The 14369-nt window shown below is 66.7% G+C and carries 13 protein-coding genes, 1 tRNA gene and 1 pseudogene; 1 reads left to right on the plus strand and 14 read right to left on the minus strand.

The annotated features are described in order from the left end of the window. Nucleotides 1–803 (minus strand): annotated as a pseudogene (locus CEK68_RS14645) (IS3 family transposase); the annotation flags it as partial. A 564-nt stretch (nucleotides 804–1367) separates the two neighbouring features. On the opposite strand from CEK68_RS14645, the gene CEK68_RS14650 reads away from it, so the two are divergent. Beyond that, a complete protein-coding gene (locus CEK68_RS14650) occupies nucleotides 1368–1751 on the plus strand; it encodes a hypothetical protein (RefSeq protein WP_152239827.1) in 384 nt (127 codons plus the stop codon). 577 nt (nucleotides 1752–2328) lie between these two features. Here the strand turns inward: CEK68_RS14650 and CEK68_RS14655 are convergent. From CEK68_RS14655 to hfq, 13 genes are all read right to left on the minus strand, one after another. After that, a complete protein-coding gene (locus tag CEK68_RS14655; RefSeq protein WP_017916093.1) occupies nucleotides 2329–2790 on the minus strand; it encodes a hypothetical protein in 462 nt (153 codons plus the stop codon). Nucleotides 2791–2934: 144 nt separating this feature from the next. Next, on the minus strand, nucleotides 2935–3543 hold the full coding sequence (locus tag CEK68_RS21050) for a hypothetical protein (protein ID WP_193314212.1): 609 nt from the start codon (nucleotides 3541–3543) through the stop codon (nucleotides 2935–2937). Beyond that, on the minus strand, nucleotides 3543–4151 hold the full coding sequence (locus CEK68_RS21055; protein ID WP_193314213.1) for a DUF6538 domain-containing protein: 609 nt from the start codon (nucleotides 4149–4151) through the stop codon (nucleotides 3543–3545). Before CEK68_RS21055 ends, CEK68_RS21050 begins: the two co-directional genes overlap by 1 nt. A 69-nt stretch (nucleotides 4152–4220) precedes the next feature. Beyond that, a tRNA-Ser gene (locus CEK68_RS14665) sits at nucleotides 4221–4313 on the minus strand. An 81-nt stretch (nucleotides 4314–4394) separates the two neighbouring features. Further along, nucleotides 4395–4607, minus strand: coding sequence for a carbon storage regulator CsrA (gene csrA, locus CEK68_RS14670; protein ID WP_010341308.1), 213 nt, complete (start codon nucleotides 4605–4607; stop codon nucleotides 4395–4397). A gap of 136 nt (nucleotides 4608–4743) precedes the next feature. Further along, a complete protein-coding gene (gene alaS, locus CEK68_RS14675; RefSeq protein WP_152239815.1) occupies nucleotides 4744–7395 on the minus strand; it encodes an alanine--tRNA ligase in 2652 nt (883 codons plus the stop codon). A 105-nt stretch (nucleotides 7396–7500) separates the two neighbouring features. After that, nucleotides 7501–7995: a recombination regulator RecX gene (gene recX, locus CEK68_RS14680; protein ID WP_152239816.1), complete on the minus strand. Its 495-nt coding sequence runs from the start codon at nucleotides 7993–7995 to the stop codon at nucleotides 7501–7503. Nucleotides 7996–8111: 116 nt separating this feature from the next. After that, nucleotides 8112–9149 carry a recombinase RecA gene (recA, locus tag CEK68_RS14685; RefSeq protein ID WP_017910627.1) on the minus strand — a complete coding sequence of 346 codons (1038 nt, stop codon included), beginning with the start codon at nucleotides 9147–9149 and terminating at the stop codon, nucleotides 8112–8114. A 196-nt stretch (nucleotides 9150–9345) separates the two neighbouring features. Beyond that, nucleotides 9346–9981, minus strand: a complete 636-nt coding sequence (gene lexA, locus CEK68_RS14690; RefSeq protein WP_017910626.1) for a transcriptional repressor LexA — start codon at nucleotides 9979–9981, stop codon at nucleotides 9346–9348. A gap of 331 nt (nucleotides 9982–10312) precedes the next feature. Then, the gene (gene ubiB / locus CEK68_RS14695; protein WP_148828191.1) at nucleotides 10313–11989 is read right to left on the minus strand and encodes a 2-polyprenylphenol 6-hydroxylase; all 1677 of its coding nucleotides are present in this window, start codon (nucleotides 11987–11989) and stop codon (nucleotides 10313–10315) included. A 34-nt stretch (nucleotides 11990–12023) separates the two neighbouring features. After that, nucleotides 12024–12518, minus strand: a complete 495-nt coding sequence (locus CEK68_RS14700) for a CinA family protein (RefSeq protein WP_017914255.1) — start codon at nucleotides 12516–12518, stop codon at nucleotides 12024–12026. A gap of 166 nt (nucleotides 12519–12684) precedes the next feature. Continuing rightward, entirely contained in the window at nucleotides 12685–14010 is a 1326-nt protein-coding gene (gene hflX / locus CEK68_RS14705; protein ID WP_026143930.1) for a ribosome rescue GTPase HflX, read from the minus strand. A 26-nt stretch (nucleotides 14011–14036) separates the two neighbouring features. Continuing rightward, nucleotides 14037–14312 (minus strand): RNA chaperone Hfq, encoded by a 276-nt coding sequence (gene hfq, locus CEK68_RS14710; RefSeq protein WP_010341316.1) that lies wholly within the window; start codon nucleotides 14310–14312, stop codon nucleotides 14037–14039. Nucleotides 14313–14369 lie beyond the last annotated feature (57 nt).

The following is a 14369-nucleotide window of genomic DNA, read 5'->3' on the forward strand; positions in this document are numbered from 1 at the left end:
CGTTGTCGGTGCGGATCACCTGCGGCAGACCCCGTGTCAGCGCCAGCCGATCCAGCACCCGCGCCACGCCGTGGCCGGAGATGGCCCGCTCCACCTCGATCGCCACCGCCTCGTGCGTGGCATCGTCGACGATGGTCAGGGCCTTGAGCATCCGGCCCTCGGCGGTGCGGTCGAACACGAAGTCCATCGACCAGACCTGGTTGGCCGCTTCAGGCTGAAGCAACCGCTGGCGCTCGCCCAGCAGCACCTTCTTCCGCTTGCGCCGGCGCACCTGCAACCTGGCTTGCTGATACAGCCGCTCCACCCGCTTGTAGTTCACCGGCCACTGCTCCTGCCGCAGCTTCAGATAGATCATCCCGACGCCGTAGCGCTTGTACCGCTGCGCCAGCGCCAGGATCCGCTCGCGCAGCTCGACGTTGCGATCCGGACGCGGGACGTAGCGCAGCGCGCTGGCGCTCATCCGCACCACGGCCAGCGCCCGACACTCCGTGAGCCCGCGCTCCATCAGCTGCGGCACCAGCATCCTGCGCGCCGGTGCGGTCACCACTTTTTCGCAGGGCGTCCTTGATGACGTCGTTCTCGAACAACTGCTCGGCCAGCAGCTTCTTCAGCCGCGTGTTCTCCGCCTCCAGCTCCTTGAGCCGCTTGGCCTCCGGCACGCTCATGCCGCCGAACTTGCTGCGCCACAGGTAGTAGGAGGCCTCGCTGAACCCGTGCCGCCGGCACAGGTCCTTCACCGCCACGCCGGCTTCGGCCTCACGCACGAAGCCGATGATCTGCTCTTCGGAAAAGCGCTTCTTCACGTCCAATCTCCGTCTCGTTGGGAATTGGACTCCAAATCGCTTTGCTACTCAAAACCGGGGGGACGTCGCCCCCTGATCAACGCTTCGGAGGTGCATTGCTACGGTTACCGCCCGATGGCACACCGGGCTTGGTTGACGGCCATCCGCCCGCACCTCCTTGACCACGCCCCTGCCTGGCTCCGGGATCGCCCTTGAAACCAACCCCGCGGGTATCTCCACTTGCACCACCTTTGCCCTTTGCCATGTCGCTTTCCTCAGTGACCGCACATGCGGCAGGAAAAGCTTGAACAACGACGCAGGCTGCTTAAGCCCCAAAATTTCACAAGCTTGGCCGTGGCAGCACCGGCCAAATTTGCGAAGTAGGCTCAGCGCTTTGCCGGCTGCTGGCTTGCCGCTGCCGTGAGCGTCCACTCAGTGAGAGTGCTCATGCCCACAGCACCAAGTTCGGCAGTCTCTGGTGCGCATCTCAGCCGCGCATTGCGGAGCTGTGGGACACTCAGGCCGTCTTCGGAGCCGCCCTCAGCCATGCGAATCGAACAACGAAAAGCTGTCCGGACCTTTTGGATGAGAGTGAAGCCACTTGCAGCACTGATGGCCATGTCGCTTGCCGGGTGCGCGACGGGTGGTCCGGTCGCGAGCCGTCCGATTGAAGGCCCCGTGCGGGTGGGAGAGATTGCCGCGGTCGATGGCCCCAGGGTGCGCCCCGACCGCGTCATGGAAGACAGCCGTTGCCCAGCTGACGTTCAATGCATCCAGGCCGGCCGACTGGTCGTTAGGGCGACCGTGCTTGGCGGCGGCTGGTCCAAGGAGATGGACCTCACGCTGGGCGTCCCGGTCCCTGTTGCCGATGGCATGTTGACGCTGGTGGACGCCACACCCGTGCCGATTGCCAGCGAGACCGCCGCATCGGCCGCTCACTTCACCTTCAAGTTTCAGGGCGGCCGGTAGGCGATGCCCTTCACTGCACCTAGAACAGAACAAGGTCATCCTACAACGCAGGCACTGGAGCCACTGCGTCAACGGGCTGGCTTCTTGAGCACGTGGCAACAAACCAAGGCGCTCCGTTCTCGGGAATCCACTGAAAGAATAGCCACCACGTTCTAGGTAGAGGCGTTGGCGTTGCTTGCGCTCGCTGGACATCGACCACCTGCTCGCCACAGGCGGCCGGAGAAATGGTTGTCTGCGTCTCGAATTCCTGGCCTGCGGCCAATGGGCCACGCATGGACTCCCCAATACGCCAACGGACAACCTCTTGCTCCGAGTAGGGCGTGTCACCGTGCTGAACGATCTTCCTCTGCACGGAAACCATCGTCGCCTGGACAGCCACGGCAGCCCTGGCTTTAGCGTCGTCCAAGCTTTCATACATCAAGCAGCTGCAGGCCATGGCTGCTGATGCTGGCAGCAAAAGAGCCCAGCCGAGCAGCGCTTGGCGGATTAGAGTTGTCCTCATATCGGCTTCCCTCCCCTATGCGGGAATCATAGCCGGCGACGTAGATGGCGGGTCAGCTGCCTATGCCGCTGGACCTCATAGGCCTGGAGCATCCTCATAGGAACCGCGATTCCAGGACCGGTAGCGCCAGGGCACGACTTCTTCAAGGAAGGTGATTCGCGGACTCGGCGAGGAGCGCAGCGACGCGAGGCCGGCCTTCAGCCGCTCTGCATGTGCTTCCGGCACGAAAAGCCAGGGTCTGAGGGGCCACGCTGCCGGCACCCCACTGTCGCGCGCCAGGGCGACCTTCAGTCCTTCCCAATGCTCATCCCAAGACCGCAGCCGGCCTAGGAGCGACGATGCCCCGGCCGCATAGGTGATCTCACACAGGTAAGCCATCTGTTCCTTGAAGCTCACGGCCACCGCGTCGCAATACCAATGCGGGCCACTGGTGTCCGGGTTGGCGCCCTCGTTGAGCTGTATGCAGCATTGGCTGTTGACGAACAACGCACGGTCCGCTCGGAGGTAGTCGAGCACCACGCCTTCGAAGTGATCCAATGTCGCAACTCCTTCGCTGTTGCTCAGAGAAAAATTCTGCTGCCCAAAATCCAGAGAAAATACAAACAAACCAACTTAAATAATCCAATATTTATCATTAGTAAAGTTTGGAAAACTATATTTAACGCACTTTAGTTAGCTTATTTACTGCAACCAGTACGCGTGTTGGGTCCGGCCCGCTGGACCATTCTTGGCGTCGAAGCTGAGCTCCGGGAAGAGCTTCGCCTCGCCAGCGGCCTTGAGCCGCTCCACGCGCTCCCACAGCCCCAGCTTGATGAGGTCCGGGTGCACCGGGGTCTTCCGATCACTGGCATCGGTCTTGAGGTTCTTGTCCTCGCCCATCCAAGTGAAGTGGAAGATGGGGATGCCGTCTTCCTCTCGGCAATCTTCCAGCTCCAACCGGGCCACCTCGTTGGAGCGCGCGCCCGTGTAAAGCAGGATGAGCGGGAGCCACCGCGCCGCATTGCCCTTCAACCGCTTGAAGTTCTCCGGGTCGAAGATGCGCTTGACCTGGTCGGGGGCGAACGCCTGCGAGCCGTGGCTCTTCGCTCGCTGCTTCTTCAGTTGCTTGGGCACGGAGGCGTGCCCAGACGCCGGGTTGTCGCCTTGCGGGTAGTGGCCAGCCGTCTGCGCCCACTTGATGAAATCCGCGCAAGCCGAGAACCGGTTGGTGATGTAGGTGATGACGCGCTTCTGTGCGGTCTCGTGCAGGAACCACTCTGAGAAATCGGTCCGCGTCAGTTCCTTCAACATCACCGACTGTTTTTCTTTGCCTTGCCCTTGCGCTGGCTCGCCACGAAAGCCTCGAGGTCCTTGAGTGCGCGGGTCTTCTGGACGATGGTCTTGGCGGTGTTCTTGCCCTGGATGCTGACCAGATACTTGTCGCGTGCAGCCGCGAGGGTCAGCCCCACTGGACGCGGTTCGCTGATGGGCTTGACGACTCGGCGCGGCGGGAACGGTGTCGACGACGGCACCGGCACCGCGCGCTGCGCCGCGAGCTTCTGGAACAACGACAAGTCGTTCTGGTCGTTGATCTCCACCTGGCCGAACGAAGCGCCGCCCGGCAGCTTCACGTCCTTGAGGATCAGCTCAAGCGACGGCTTGCCCTCCAGTCTCTTCAAGAGCTCTTCCAGCTCTTTCCCCATGCTGCCGTTCCTGATGGCTGCGAAGGCTTGAGCATAGCGTTGCTGCAACAGCAACGCGTAGCCAAGCGCGGCGCGATCGCACGTCGTGCCGGCACTGCGCTTGATGACCTTGCGCCCGAAGCGTGCCTGCAGGTCAGCAGGAACGCGCAGACGAACGTAGTAGCGGCCGGTCTCGCCGCACGTCAGGTAGTGCGCTACTCGCATGGAAGTGTCCAAGCGAGTGTCCAAGATGGCTGAAAAGAAAAACGCCCACAAATCCTTGATTTGCGGGCGTTTCCTTGACACTGGCGGAGTGAGAGGGATTCGAACCCTCGATAGAGCTTTTGACCCTATACTCCCTTAGCAGGGGAGCCCCTTCAGCCACTCGGGCATCACTCCGGATTTCTGCGCTGCGGATATTCCGCGACCGGGCGCGAAGAATACCGGGTTGTGGGGTCTCAGGTAAACCCTTTCGACGCATCAATCGGCAGATTGATCGCCGTGACCGCCGCCGTGGGAGTTCGGCTCGTCGCCGCGCTGGATGCGCTGGTAGATCTCTTCGCGATGCACCGCAACGTCCTTCGGCGCGGTGATGCCGATACGCACTTGATTGCCCTTGACCCCAAGCACCGTCACGGTGACCGAATCGCCGATCATCAAGGTTTCGCCTACCCGGCGAGTCAGGATCAACATTTTTAGAATTCTCCAGGGAACCGGTGGGCCTCACCGGCACGGCGCCCGCGCTGCGGCACGCCCCATAATGAAAGTGAAAAGAGGGGTGATGTTACGGGAAGCCGCGCCCTGCCAGCAAGGCGCGGCGTTCGGATGTTCAGGGGAGATGTTGCTTGACCCAGGCGGGGACGCCGGCGAGTGCAGGGGCAAGGGCGGGCCCGTCCTCGCCACCACCCTGGGCGAGGTCCGGGCGGCCGCCGCCCTTGCCCGAGATCTGACCGGCGATATGGCTCAACAGTTCCCCGGCCTTGACCCGTCCCATTGGGCTGCCGTTCACGCCGGCGACCAGGGCGACCTTGCCCTCGCTGGCGCCGGCCAGGACGATCACGCTATCGCCCAGCTGCTGCTTCAGACGGTCCATCGCCTCGCGCAGGGCCTTGGCGTCGAAGCCTTCCAGTCGCACGGCGAGGACCTTTACACCGGCCACGTCGACCGCTGATCCGGCCAGGTCGGCGGTGGCGCCTGACGCCAGCTTGGCCTTCAGCGCCTCCAGTTCGCGTTCCAGGCGCTTGTAGCGGTCGCCGAGCTGACGGATCTTGTCGACCACGTCGTGGCTGTTGCCGCCGACCAGGTCGGCCGCCTCGCGCAGCCGGGCCTCCTCGGCCGCCACGTAGTCCAGCGCGCCCTGCCCGGTCACCGCCTCGATGCGGCGCACGCCGGCGGAGACGCCGCCTTCGCTGGTGATCTTGAACAGGCCGATGTCGCCGGTCCGGCCGACGTGCGTGCCACCGCACAGTTCGGTGGAGTAGTCGCCCATTTTGAGCACGCGCACGCGCTCGCCGTACTTCTCGCCGAACAGCGCCATTGCGCCGAAGTCCAGCGCTTCCTGCATGCCCATCTGGTGCACTTCGGCGGCGTTGTTGGCGCGGACTTGCTGGTTGACCTTGCGCTCGATCAGTGCCAGTTCCTCGGCCACGATCGGCTGGAAGTGCGAGAAGTCGAAGCGCAGCCGATCCGGCGCCACCAGCGAGCCCTTCTGCTGGACGTGGGTGCCCAGTACCTCGCGCAGGGCCGCATGCAGCAGGTGCGTCGCCGAGTGATTGAGGATGGTGGCGCCGCGGCGCTCGGCATCGACCTCACCGGCGAGCACGTCGCCGAGCTTCAGGCTGCCTTCTTCCAGGGTGCCGACGTGGCCATGGAACTGGCCGGCGAACTTCTGCGTGTCGGTGACCGTCACCCGGATGCCGGCGGCAGTCAGTGTGCCGAGATCGCCGACCTGGCCGCCGGATTCGGCATAGAACGGGGTCTTGTCGGTCAGTACGATCACCGCGTCGCCGGCCTGGGCGGACTGCACCGGGCGACCGTCCTTGAGCAGGGCGACCACGCGCAGGCCGTCGGCCTGCAGGCTGTCGTACCCCAGGAACACGGTCGGGGCCAGCGTCGCCACCAGGTCCGCCGGCAACTGCACGCCGCCGCCGAACTTGCCGGCTTCGCGCGCGCGTCGGCGCTGCTCGTCCATCGCCGTCTCGAAGCCCTGCTCGTCCACGCGCAGATCGCGCTCGCGGGCGATGTCCTGGGTCAGGTCCAAAGGGAAGCCGTAGGTGTCGTACAGGCGGAAGGCGTCCTCGCCGGCGATCATCCCGCCCTGCGCCTTGGCGGCGACGTCCTCGAAGATCTTCATGCCGGCATCGAGGGTTTCGGCGAAGCGCTCTTCCTCGGCCTGCAGGGCGCGCAGCACGGTGTCCTGGGCGGCGGACAGCTCCGGATAGGCCTCGCCCATCAGCTCCACCAGGGTCGGCACCAGCTTGCTGAAGAACGGCTGGCGCACGCCGAGCATCCAGCCATGGCGCAGGGCGCGGCGAATGATCCGGCGCAGCACGTAGCCGCGGCCCTCGTTGGACGGCAGCACGCCATCGACGATCAGGAACGCGCAGGCACGGATGTGGTCGGCGATCACGCGCAGCGACTTGTTCTCCAGGTCGGCGGTGCCGGTCAGCTCGGAGGCCTTGCGGATCAGCGTCTGGAACAGGTCGATCTCGTAGTTGGTGTGCACGTGCTGCAGGATCGCCGCCAGGCGCTCCAGGCCCATGCCGGTGTCCACGCAGGGGGCAGGCAGCGGCACCAGGGTGCCGTCGGGCTGGCGGTCGAACTGCATGAACACCAGATTCCAGATCTCGATGAAACGGTCGCCATCCTCGTCGGGCGACCCCGGCGGACCGCCGGCGATGTGCGCGCCGTGGTCGTAGAAGATCTCGGTGCACGGGCCACAGGGACCGGTGTCGGCCATCTGCCAGAAGTTGTCCGAGGCGTAAGGCGCGCCCTTGTTGTCGCCGATGCGCACGATGCGCTCGGCGGGCACGCCGATCATGTCGCGCCACAAGGCGTAGGCCTCGTCGTCGGTGTGGTAGACGGTGACCAGCAGGCGCTCGGCCGGCAGCTTCCAGACCTGGGTCAGCAGCTCCCAGGCCCAGGCGATGGCGTCCTTTTTGAAGTAGTCGCCGAACGACCAGTTGCCGAGCATCTCGAAGAAGGTGTGATGGCGCGCGGTGTAGCCGACCGAATCCAGGTCGTTGTGCTTGCCGCCGGCGCGCAGGCAGCGCTGCACGTCCGCCGCGCGCACGTAGCTGCGCTTCTCGGCGCCCAGGAACACGTCCTTGAACTGCACCATGCCGGAATTGGTGAACAGCAGCGTCGGATCGTTGCCGGGCACCAGCGGTGCGGACGGCACGATGGTATGGCCCTTGCCCTTGAAGAAGTCGAGGAAGTCGCTGCGGATCTGGGAGGTGGAGAATTTGGCGGGTGCGTTCATGGGCTGGCTATAGACGAGCGGACGGGCGTCCTGGCGCTCCCTCTAGATGAGGGCGCCACGGAAACCGGACAAGACAACTCGCCAAGGGTAGCAGGCCCGGCCCGCTCAGTCCTCCGCAGCGTCGCGCACCGCGGCGCGGATGCTGTCCCCATCGAAACCGCGCCGCGCCAGCAGATCGGCGGCCTTGCGCTGCTGCGGCAGGTCCATCGCCCCGGCAGTACCGAAGCGGCGCCGGACCAAATCGCGGGCGTTCTCCGTCCAGTCGCCTTCGAAGGCGCCCATCGCGGCAGTGATGGCCTCACTGTCCAGGCCGTGGGTCCCAAGCTCGGCACGGATATGCAGCGGGCCATATCCTGCTCCGGCGCGGCTGCGCACCAGCAGTTCGGCAAAGCGCCCGTCGTCCTGCCAGCCCTCGCCGCTCAGGCGTTCCACTGCCTCCGCGGCGGCGTCGGCTTCCACCCCACGCGCACGCAGCTTGCGGGTCAGCTCCTTGCGCGAATGCTCGCGCCGCACCAGCAGACCCAGCGCCTTCTGCAGCGGCGTCTGTTCCGGTTGCCGGCGACGCCGACGTGGTGCTTCTTGTGCCTGTTCGTCGCTCATGGGCGATGCCACCCCATTCAAAATGCGCCGTCCCTGGCGCGCGCCCTCCTGGCTTGCTCAAGACTGCCGAGGGAGACGAGCGGCACTGACTCCACCGCTCCCCCGGCAGAAAACCATTACGCGTCGTCGTCTTCCGCCTCGGCCTCGCTCGGGGCGATTTCCGTGGGCTGGAACTTCTCGCGCAGCTCGCTTTCCAGCTTGGCCGCGACCTGCGGGTTGTCGCGCAGGTAACCGCGGGCGTTGTCCTTGCCCTGGCCGATGCGCTCGCTGCCGTAGCTGTACCAGGCACCGGCCTTCTCGACCAACTTGGCTTCCACGCCCATGTCGATCAGTTCGCCCTCGCGGCTGATGCCCTCGCCGTAGAGGATTTCGGTGACGACCTGCTTGAACGGCGGCGCCAGCTTGTTCTTGACGACCTTGATCTTGGTCTGGTTGCCGATGATCTCGTCGCCCTTCTTGATCGCGCCGATGCGGCGGATGTCCAGGCGCACCGAGGCATAGAACTTCAGCGCGTTGCCGCCGGTGGTGGTTTCCGGGCTCTGGCCCGGCATCATCACGCCGATCTTCATGCGCAACTGATTGATGAACACCACCAGGGTGTTGGAGCGCTTGATGTTGCCGGTGAGCTTGCGCAGCGCCTGGCTCATCAGGCGCGCCTGCAGGCCCGGCAACTGGTCGCCCATCTCGCCTTCGATTTCGGCCTTGGGGGTCAGCGCGGCGACCGAGTCGACCACCACGATGTCCACCGAGCCCGAGCGCACCAGCATGTCGGCGATTTCCAGCGCCTGCTCGCCGGTGTCCGGCTGCGACAGCAGCAGTTCGTCGACGTTGACGCCCAGCTTGGCGGCGTAGATCGGGTCCAGCGCGTGCTCGGCGTCGATGAACGCGGCGGTGCCGCCGTTCTTCTGGCACTGCGCGATGGCCTGCAGGGTCAGGGTGGTCTTGCCCGAGGATTCCGGACCGTAGATCTCGACCACGCGGCCCTTCGGCAGGCCGCCGATGCCCAGTGCGATGTCCAACATCAGCGAGCCGGTCGGAATCACTTCCACCGCTTCGATGACGCGATCGCCCATCCGCATCACCGAGCCCTTGCCGAACTGCTTCTCGATCTGGCTCAGGGCGGCGGCGAGCGCGCGCTTCTTGTTCTCGTCCATTGTGGTGTCCTTGGAAGGTGATGAGGATTTGCGGAGTGAGGTCAATGTAAGGGCCTGGTATCGCACGGACTGAGACAGTGCGTGGCGAGATGAAAATAATTCGTCCGGACCGGGCGACGGCAGCGGCGAATGGCGATATCCGGGGTCGGAAAAGTCCGGCCGGCGCTGTAGTGCATGCCCTGCTCCACGCGCGGCATCAGCGGTTGGGGCGCAGCAGGCCGCAGTACAGGCCTTCGATGGCGAACTCCTGGTCCGGCAGCACCTCGATCGGTGCGTAGTCCGGGTTGCGCGGGAGCAGGCGGATGCGGTCCTTGCCGATCTTCAGCAGCTTGACCGTGATCTCCTCGTCGATGCGCGCCACCACGATCTGCCCGGAGCGGGCATCGCGGGTGCGGTGCACGCCGATCAGGTCGCCGTCGAAGATGCCTTCGTCGCGCATGGAGTCGCCCTGCACCTTCAGCAGGTAATCGGGTGCCGGCGAAAAGAACACCCGGTCCAGCACCACGAAGTCGTCGGAGCCGATGTCCGCGCCGATCGGCAGGCCGGCGGCGACGCGTCCGAGCACTGGCAGGCGCAGCACGTCGGCGCTGTCCACCTGCGGCGCGGGGGCCGGGGCGGCTGCCCCACCCAGCAGGCGGATGCCGCGCGCCTGCCCGGGCACCCGGCGGATCGCGCCGGCCTGTTCGAGCGCTTCCAGGTGGTACTGGGCCGCGCGCACGCCTTTGAAGCCGAAGGCACGGGCAATCTCGGTCTGCGACGGCGGCACGCCGTCGTGTTCGATGCGCTCGGCGATCAGGTCGAGGATCGCCTGCTGGGTTTCGGTCAGGTCCATGGTTAGTAGTAATACTACTAAATTAGCTGACGAGCAACTGGCGCGTGGGTCTGGAGTGCCGGCGCGCTTCGCTACCGCCAGTGATGGATGCTCCGCGCGACCGCCCGCAATGCCGTCGTCGGCAGGCGCGCGGCTTCTGATCCTGGCGGCCTTTTTGGACCCCGCACAGCGTCAGTGCGATGTGTACCGGGGCATTCGAGTGCATCGCGTCGGGGCTGAACCCCTCCCACAAGGGATCGCGTGCGCGCCGACACGCCTGTGAAGCGGGGCGCTGCCTGCGGAGCAGCCGCCTCAGCTTCCGGCGAACCGTGCTCGAGAGCATGCGCCGCGCTCAGCGCCCGCTGCGCCAGATCGAGAACAGGATCCACACCCCCGACAGTGCCGCGCCGACGAAGCCGCAGACGCCGATCGCCAGCAGCCAGCGGCTGGAAATGCCGCCGACGCTGTTCATCACGATCGACGAGCCGATGATCAGCGCGGCGGTGACGATGCCCATGGTCAGGCGGTTGGCGGCGCGGTTGACCTGGTCGCCGAAGCCCTTCAGCGAGCCGGTCTCCACGTTCAACTGCAGGCGCCCGCGCCGTGCCGCCTGCAGCAGCCGGCGCGTGTCGCGCGGCAGGTCGCCGAGCAGTTCCAGCGCGCCCAGCACGGTGCGGCGGCCGCGCCTGGCCATCGCCCGCGGCGCGAACCGCTGCAGCATCACCCGCTCCAGGTACGGAGCGGCGGCGCCAGCCATGTCGAAGTCCGGATCGAGCTGGCGCCCCACCCCTTCCAGGGTCAGGAAGGTCTTGATCATCAGCGCCAGGTCGGCCGGCAAGGCCAGCGCGTGCTGGCGCAGCAGCGCGGTGACGTCGCCGAGCATCGCGCCGACCCGCAGGTCCTTCAGCGGCACGCCGCGGTACTGGTCGACGAAGGCGGCGATCTCCAGGTGCAGGCGCGCCTCGTCGACCTCGACTTCACCGTCGGTCCACTCCAGCAGGATGTCGGCGACCGCCTCGGCGTCCTGGGTGACCAGCCCGTGCAGCAGTTGCACCACCTGGTAGCGGCGCTGTTCGGAAATGCGCCCGACCATGCCGAAGTCGATCACCGCGATGCGCTCGCCGGGCAGGTAGAAGATGTTGCCCGGATGCGGATCGGCGTGGAAACAGCCGTCCTCCAGCACCATCTTCAGCACGATGTCGGCGCCGGTGCGCGCCAATTGGCGACGGTCCAGGCCGGCGGCGTCGACCGCGGCCAGGTCGCGGCCGCCGATGCCGTCGACGAAGTCCTGCACATTGAGCGTTTCGCAGGTCCATTGCCAGTGCACCCGCGGGATCACGATCTCGTCGTGTCCCTGGAAGTTGGCCGCGATGCGCTCGGCATTGCGGCACTCGCCGGCGAAATCCAGCTCGCGGCGCAGCGACAGGGTGAACTGGTGCACCACCGCGGCCGGGTGATAGCGCTTCAGGTCCGGCGCGCGCGCTTCGACGATCTCCGCCAGCCGCGCCAGCAATCGCAGGTCGGCCTCGATCACCTCGCGGATGCCGGGGCGGCGCACCTTGATCACCACGGCGGTGCCGTCGTGCAGCCGGGCGCGATGGGTCTGCGCCAGCGAGGCGGCGGCCAGCGGGGTTTCCTCGACCTCGGCGAAGATCGCCGTCGGCGCCTCGCCGAGCGCCTCGATCAACTGCGGCAGGATCTGCGGGTAGTCCAGCGCCGGCGCGGCGTTCTGCAGTTCGCCCAGTTCGTCGATCCACTCCGGCGGCAGCAGGTCCACGCGCGTGGCCAGCACCTGGCCGAGCTTGACGAAGGTCGGGCCGAGGTCCTGCAGGGCGCGCCGCACCCGCTGCGGGGCCGACATGCGCAGCATCTCCTCGGCGTTGTGCCAGTGCAGCAGGCGCCCGGCGCGCTCCAGCACGTCGGCCATGCCGATGCGCCGGACCACGTCGCCGAACCCGTAGCGGATCAGCACCGAGGCGATTTCCTGCAGGCGTCCCAGGTCGCGGACGGTGCTCAACGCCTCCCACATCGCGCTCATCCTCGGGGAAGGCGCGCGGCCACGATCACAGCAACGCGTCCAGGCCGCGCAGGGCCGCCGCCACGGTCTGCCGGCGCACCGCGTCGCGGTCGCCCGGGAACTGGAACAATTGCGCGCTGGCATAGCCGCCGCGGCGCTTCCAGCCCAGCCAGACGCTGCCGACCGGCTTGTCCGCGGAGCCGCCGCCCGGCCCGGCGATGCCGGTCACCGCGACCGCGACGCTGGCGCCGGAATTGACCAGCGCCCCGGACACCATCTCGATCACCGTCTCCCGGCTGACCGCGCCATGATGCTCTAGCGTCTGCGGACGCACGCCCAGCAAGGCCTGCTTGGCCTCGTAGCTGTAGGCGACGATGCCGCAGTCGAACCAGGCCGAAGACCCGGCGACGTCGGTCATCACCTTGGCGATCCAGCCGCCGCTGCAGCTTTCGGCGGTGACCAGGCGCTCGCGCGCGGTGCGCAAGCGATCGCTGAGGGCGGTGGCCTGTTGCAGCAGATCCGAATCGGTGGGAAGCGTCATGGCACAGCTCGGGAAACCAGTGCGCTTTGTAGCCCAATTCGCCGTGGCTGTCGCGCCTGCGCGTGCCGGCGGATGGCCGGCCGTCAGCCAACGCGGCGCATGGGCCGCGACCACGCCGGCCCGCCCATCGGCGTCGAGCGTGCCGACGCCGGCGTCGACGCGGCACTCAGCGCTGCTGCCACTCCTCCTGCTCGCGCGGCGGCAGCAGCGCGCGGATCGGCGCGCCGTCGGCCGCGGCGGCCAGACGCTCTGCCTCGGTGATCGGGATGTCCACCTGCAGCAGCCAGCCGTCCTCGTCGGCCTGCTCGCTGCGGATCACCTGCAACTGGTGCAATTGCGAGCGCAGGCGTCCGGCGCTCGGCGGCAGGCGCAGGCTGCCCTGCACGTGGCGCAGGCCCAGGCGCTGGCCGAGCACGTGCTGCAGCAGGTCCAGGCCGCGGCCGTCGCGCGCGGAGATCCACACCCGCTCGCGCCGCGCGGTGTCCGGCACGCCGTCCTGCGCATCGTGACGCACCTCGGCGCCCTCGATGCGGTCGATCTTGTTGAACACCAGCAACTGCGGCAGTTCGCCGGCGCCGACCGCGTGCAGCACCTCGTCGACCTGGGCGATGCGCTCCTCGCGCAGCGGATCGGCGGCGTCGACCACGTGCAGCAGCAGGTCGGCCTCGCGCGCCTCGGACAGGGTCGAGCGGAATGCCGCGACCAGTTCGTGCGGCAGGTTGCGCACGAAGCCGACGGTATCGGCCAGCATGGCGTTGCCGCCGGGCAGCGCGATGCGCCGCACGGTCGGGTCCAGGGTCGCGAACAACTGGTCGGCGGCGTAGGCCTCGGCACCGGTCAGCGCGTTGAACAGGGTCGACTTGCCGGCGTTGGTGTAGCCCACCACCGCGATCCGCGGCAGCTCGCTGCGCACCCGCGCGCGGCGCATCTGGGTGTGCTGCACCTCGACCTTCTCCAGCCGCTTCTGCAACTGCTCCACCCGCTTCTGCAGCAGGCGGCGATCGGTTTCCAGCTGGGTTTCGCCGGGGCCGCGCAGGCCGATCGAACCGCCGCGCTGGCGCTCCAGGTGGGTCCAGCCGCGCACCAGCCGGGTGGCCATGTGCCGCAACTGGGCCAGTTCGACCTGCAGCTTGCCTTCGTGGCTGCGCGCGCGCTGGGCGAAGATGTCCAGAATCAGCCCGGTGCGGTCGATCACGCGCCGCTCCAGGTATTTCTCCAGGTTGCGCTCCTGGCCGGGGCTGAGCGCGTGGTTGACCAGGACCAGGTCGGCACCGCTGGCGTCGGCGGCGGCTTTGACCTCTTCCAGCTTGCCGCTGCCGATCAGCGTCGCCGGACTCGGCTTGTCGATGCGCGCAGTCACGGTAGCGGCGATGCTGGCACCGGCCGAGCGCGCCAGGTCGGCGAACTCCTCCAGCACATCGTCTTCCAACGGACCGCCCGCGTAGGGCTGGATCAGCAGTGCATGTTCGCCGCGGCGGGACCGATCAAACACCCGCGGCTCCGCACTTCGTTACGGTACTACTCGACTTCATCATCACCCGCACTGCCACCTTCGTTCTGCTGCACATAGCCGCCGCCCGGTCCCACGCGCACGTTGCGCGCCGGCACCACGGTGGAAATGGCGTGTTTGTAGACCATCTGGCTGACGGTATTGCGCAGCAGGACCACGAACTGATCGAACGACTCGATCGTGCCCTGCAGCTTGATGCCGTTGACCAGATACACCGAGACAGGGACCCGTTCGCGACGCAACGCGTTGAGGAAAGGATCCTGCAAGGATTGCCCCTTGGACATGCTTCACTCCCAAATTATTGTTTTTATTGTCCGGGACGGCACTGCAGCTCCCCTGCC

It is taken from the genome of Xanthomonas sp. LMG 12461, from assembly GCF_009192935.1.
GTDB classification, from domain to species: domain Bacteria; phylum Pseudomonadota; class Gammaproteobacteria; order Xanthomonadales; family Xanthomonadaceae; genus Xanthomonas_A; species Xanthomonas_A sontii.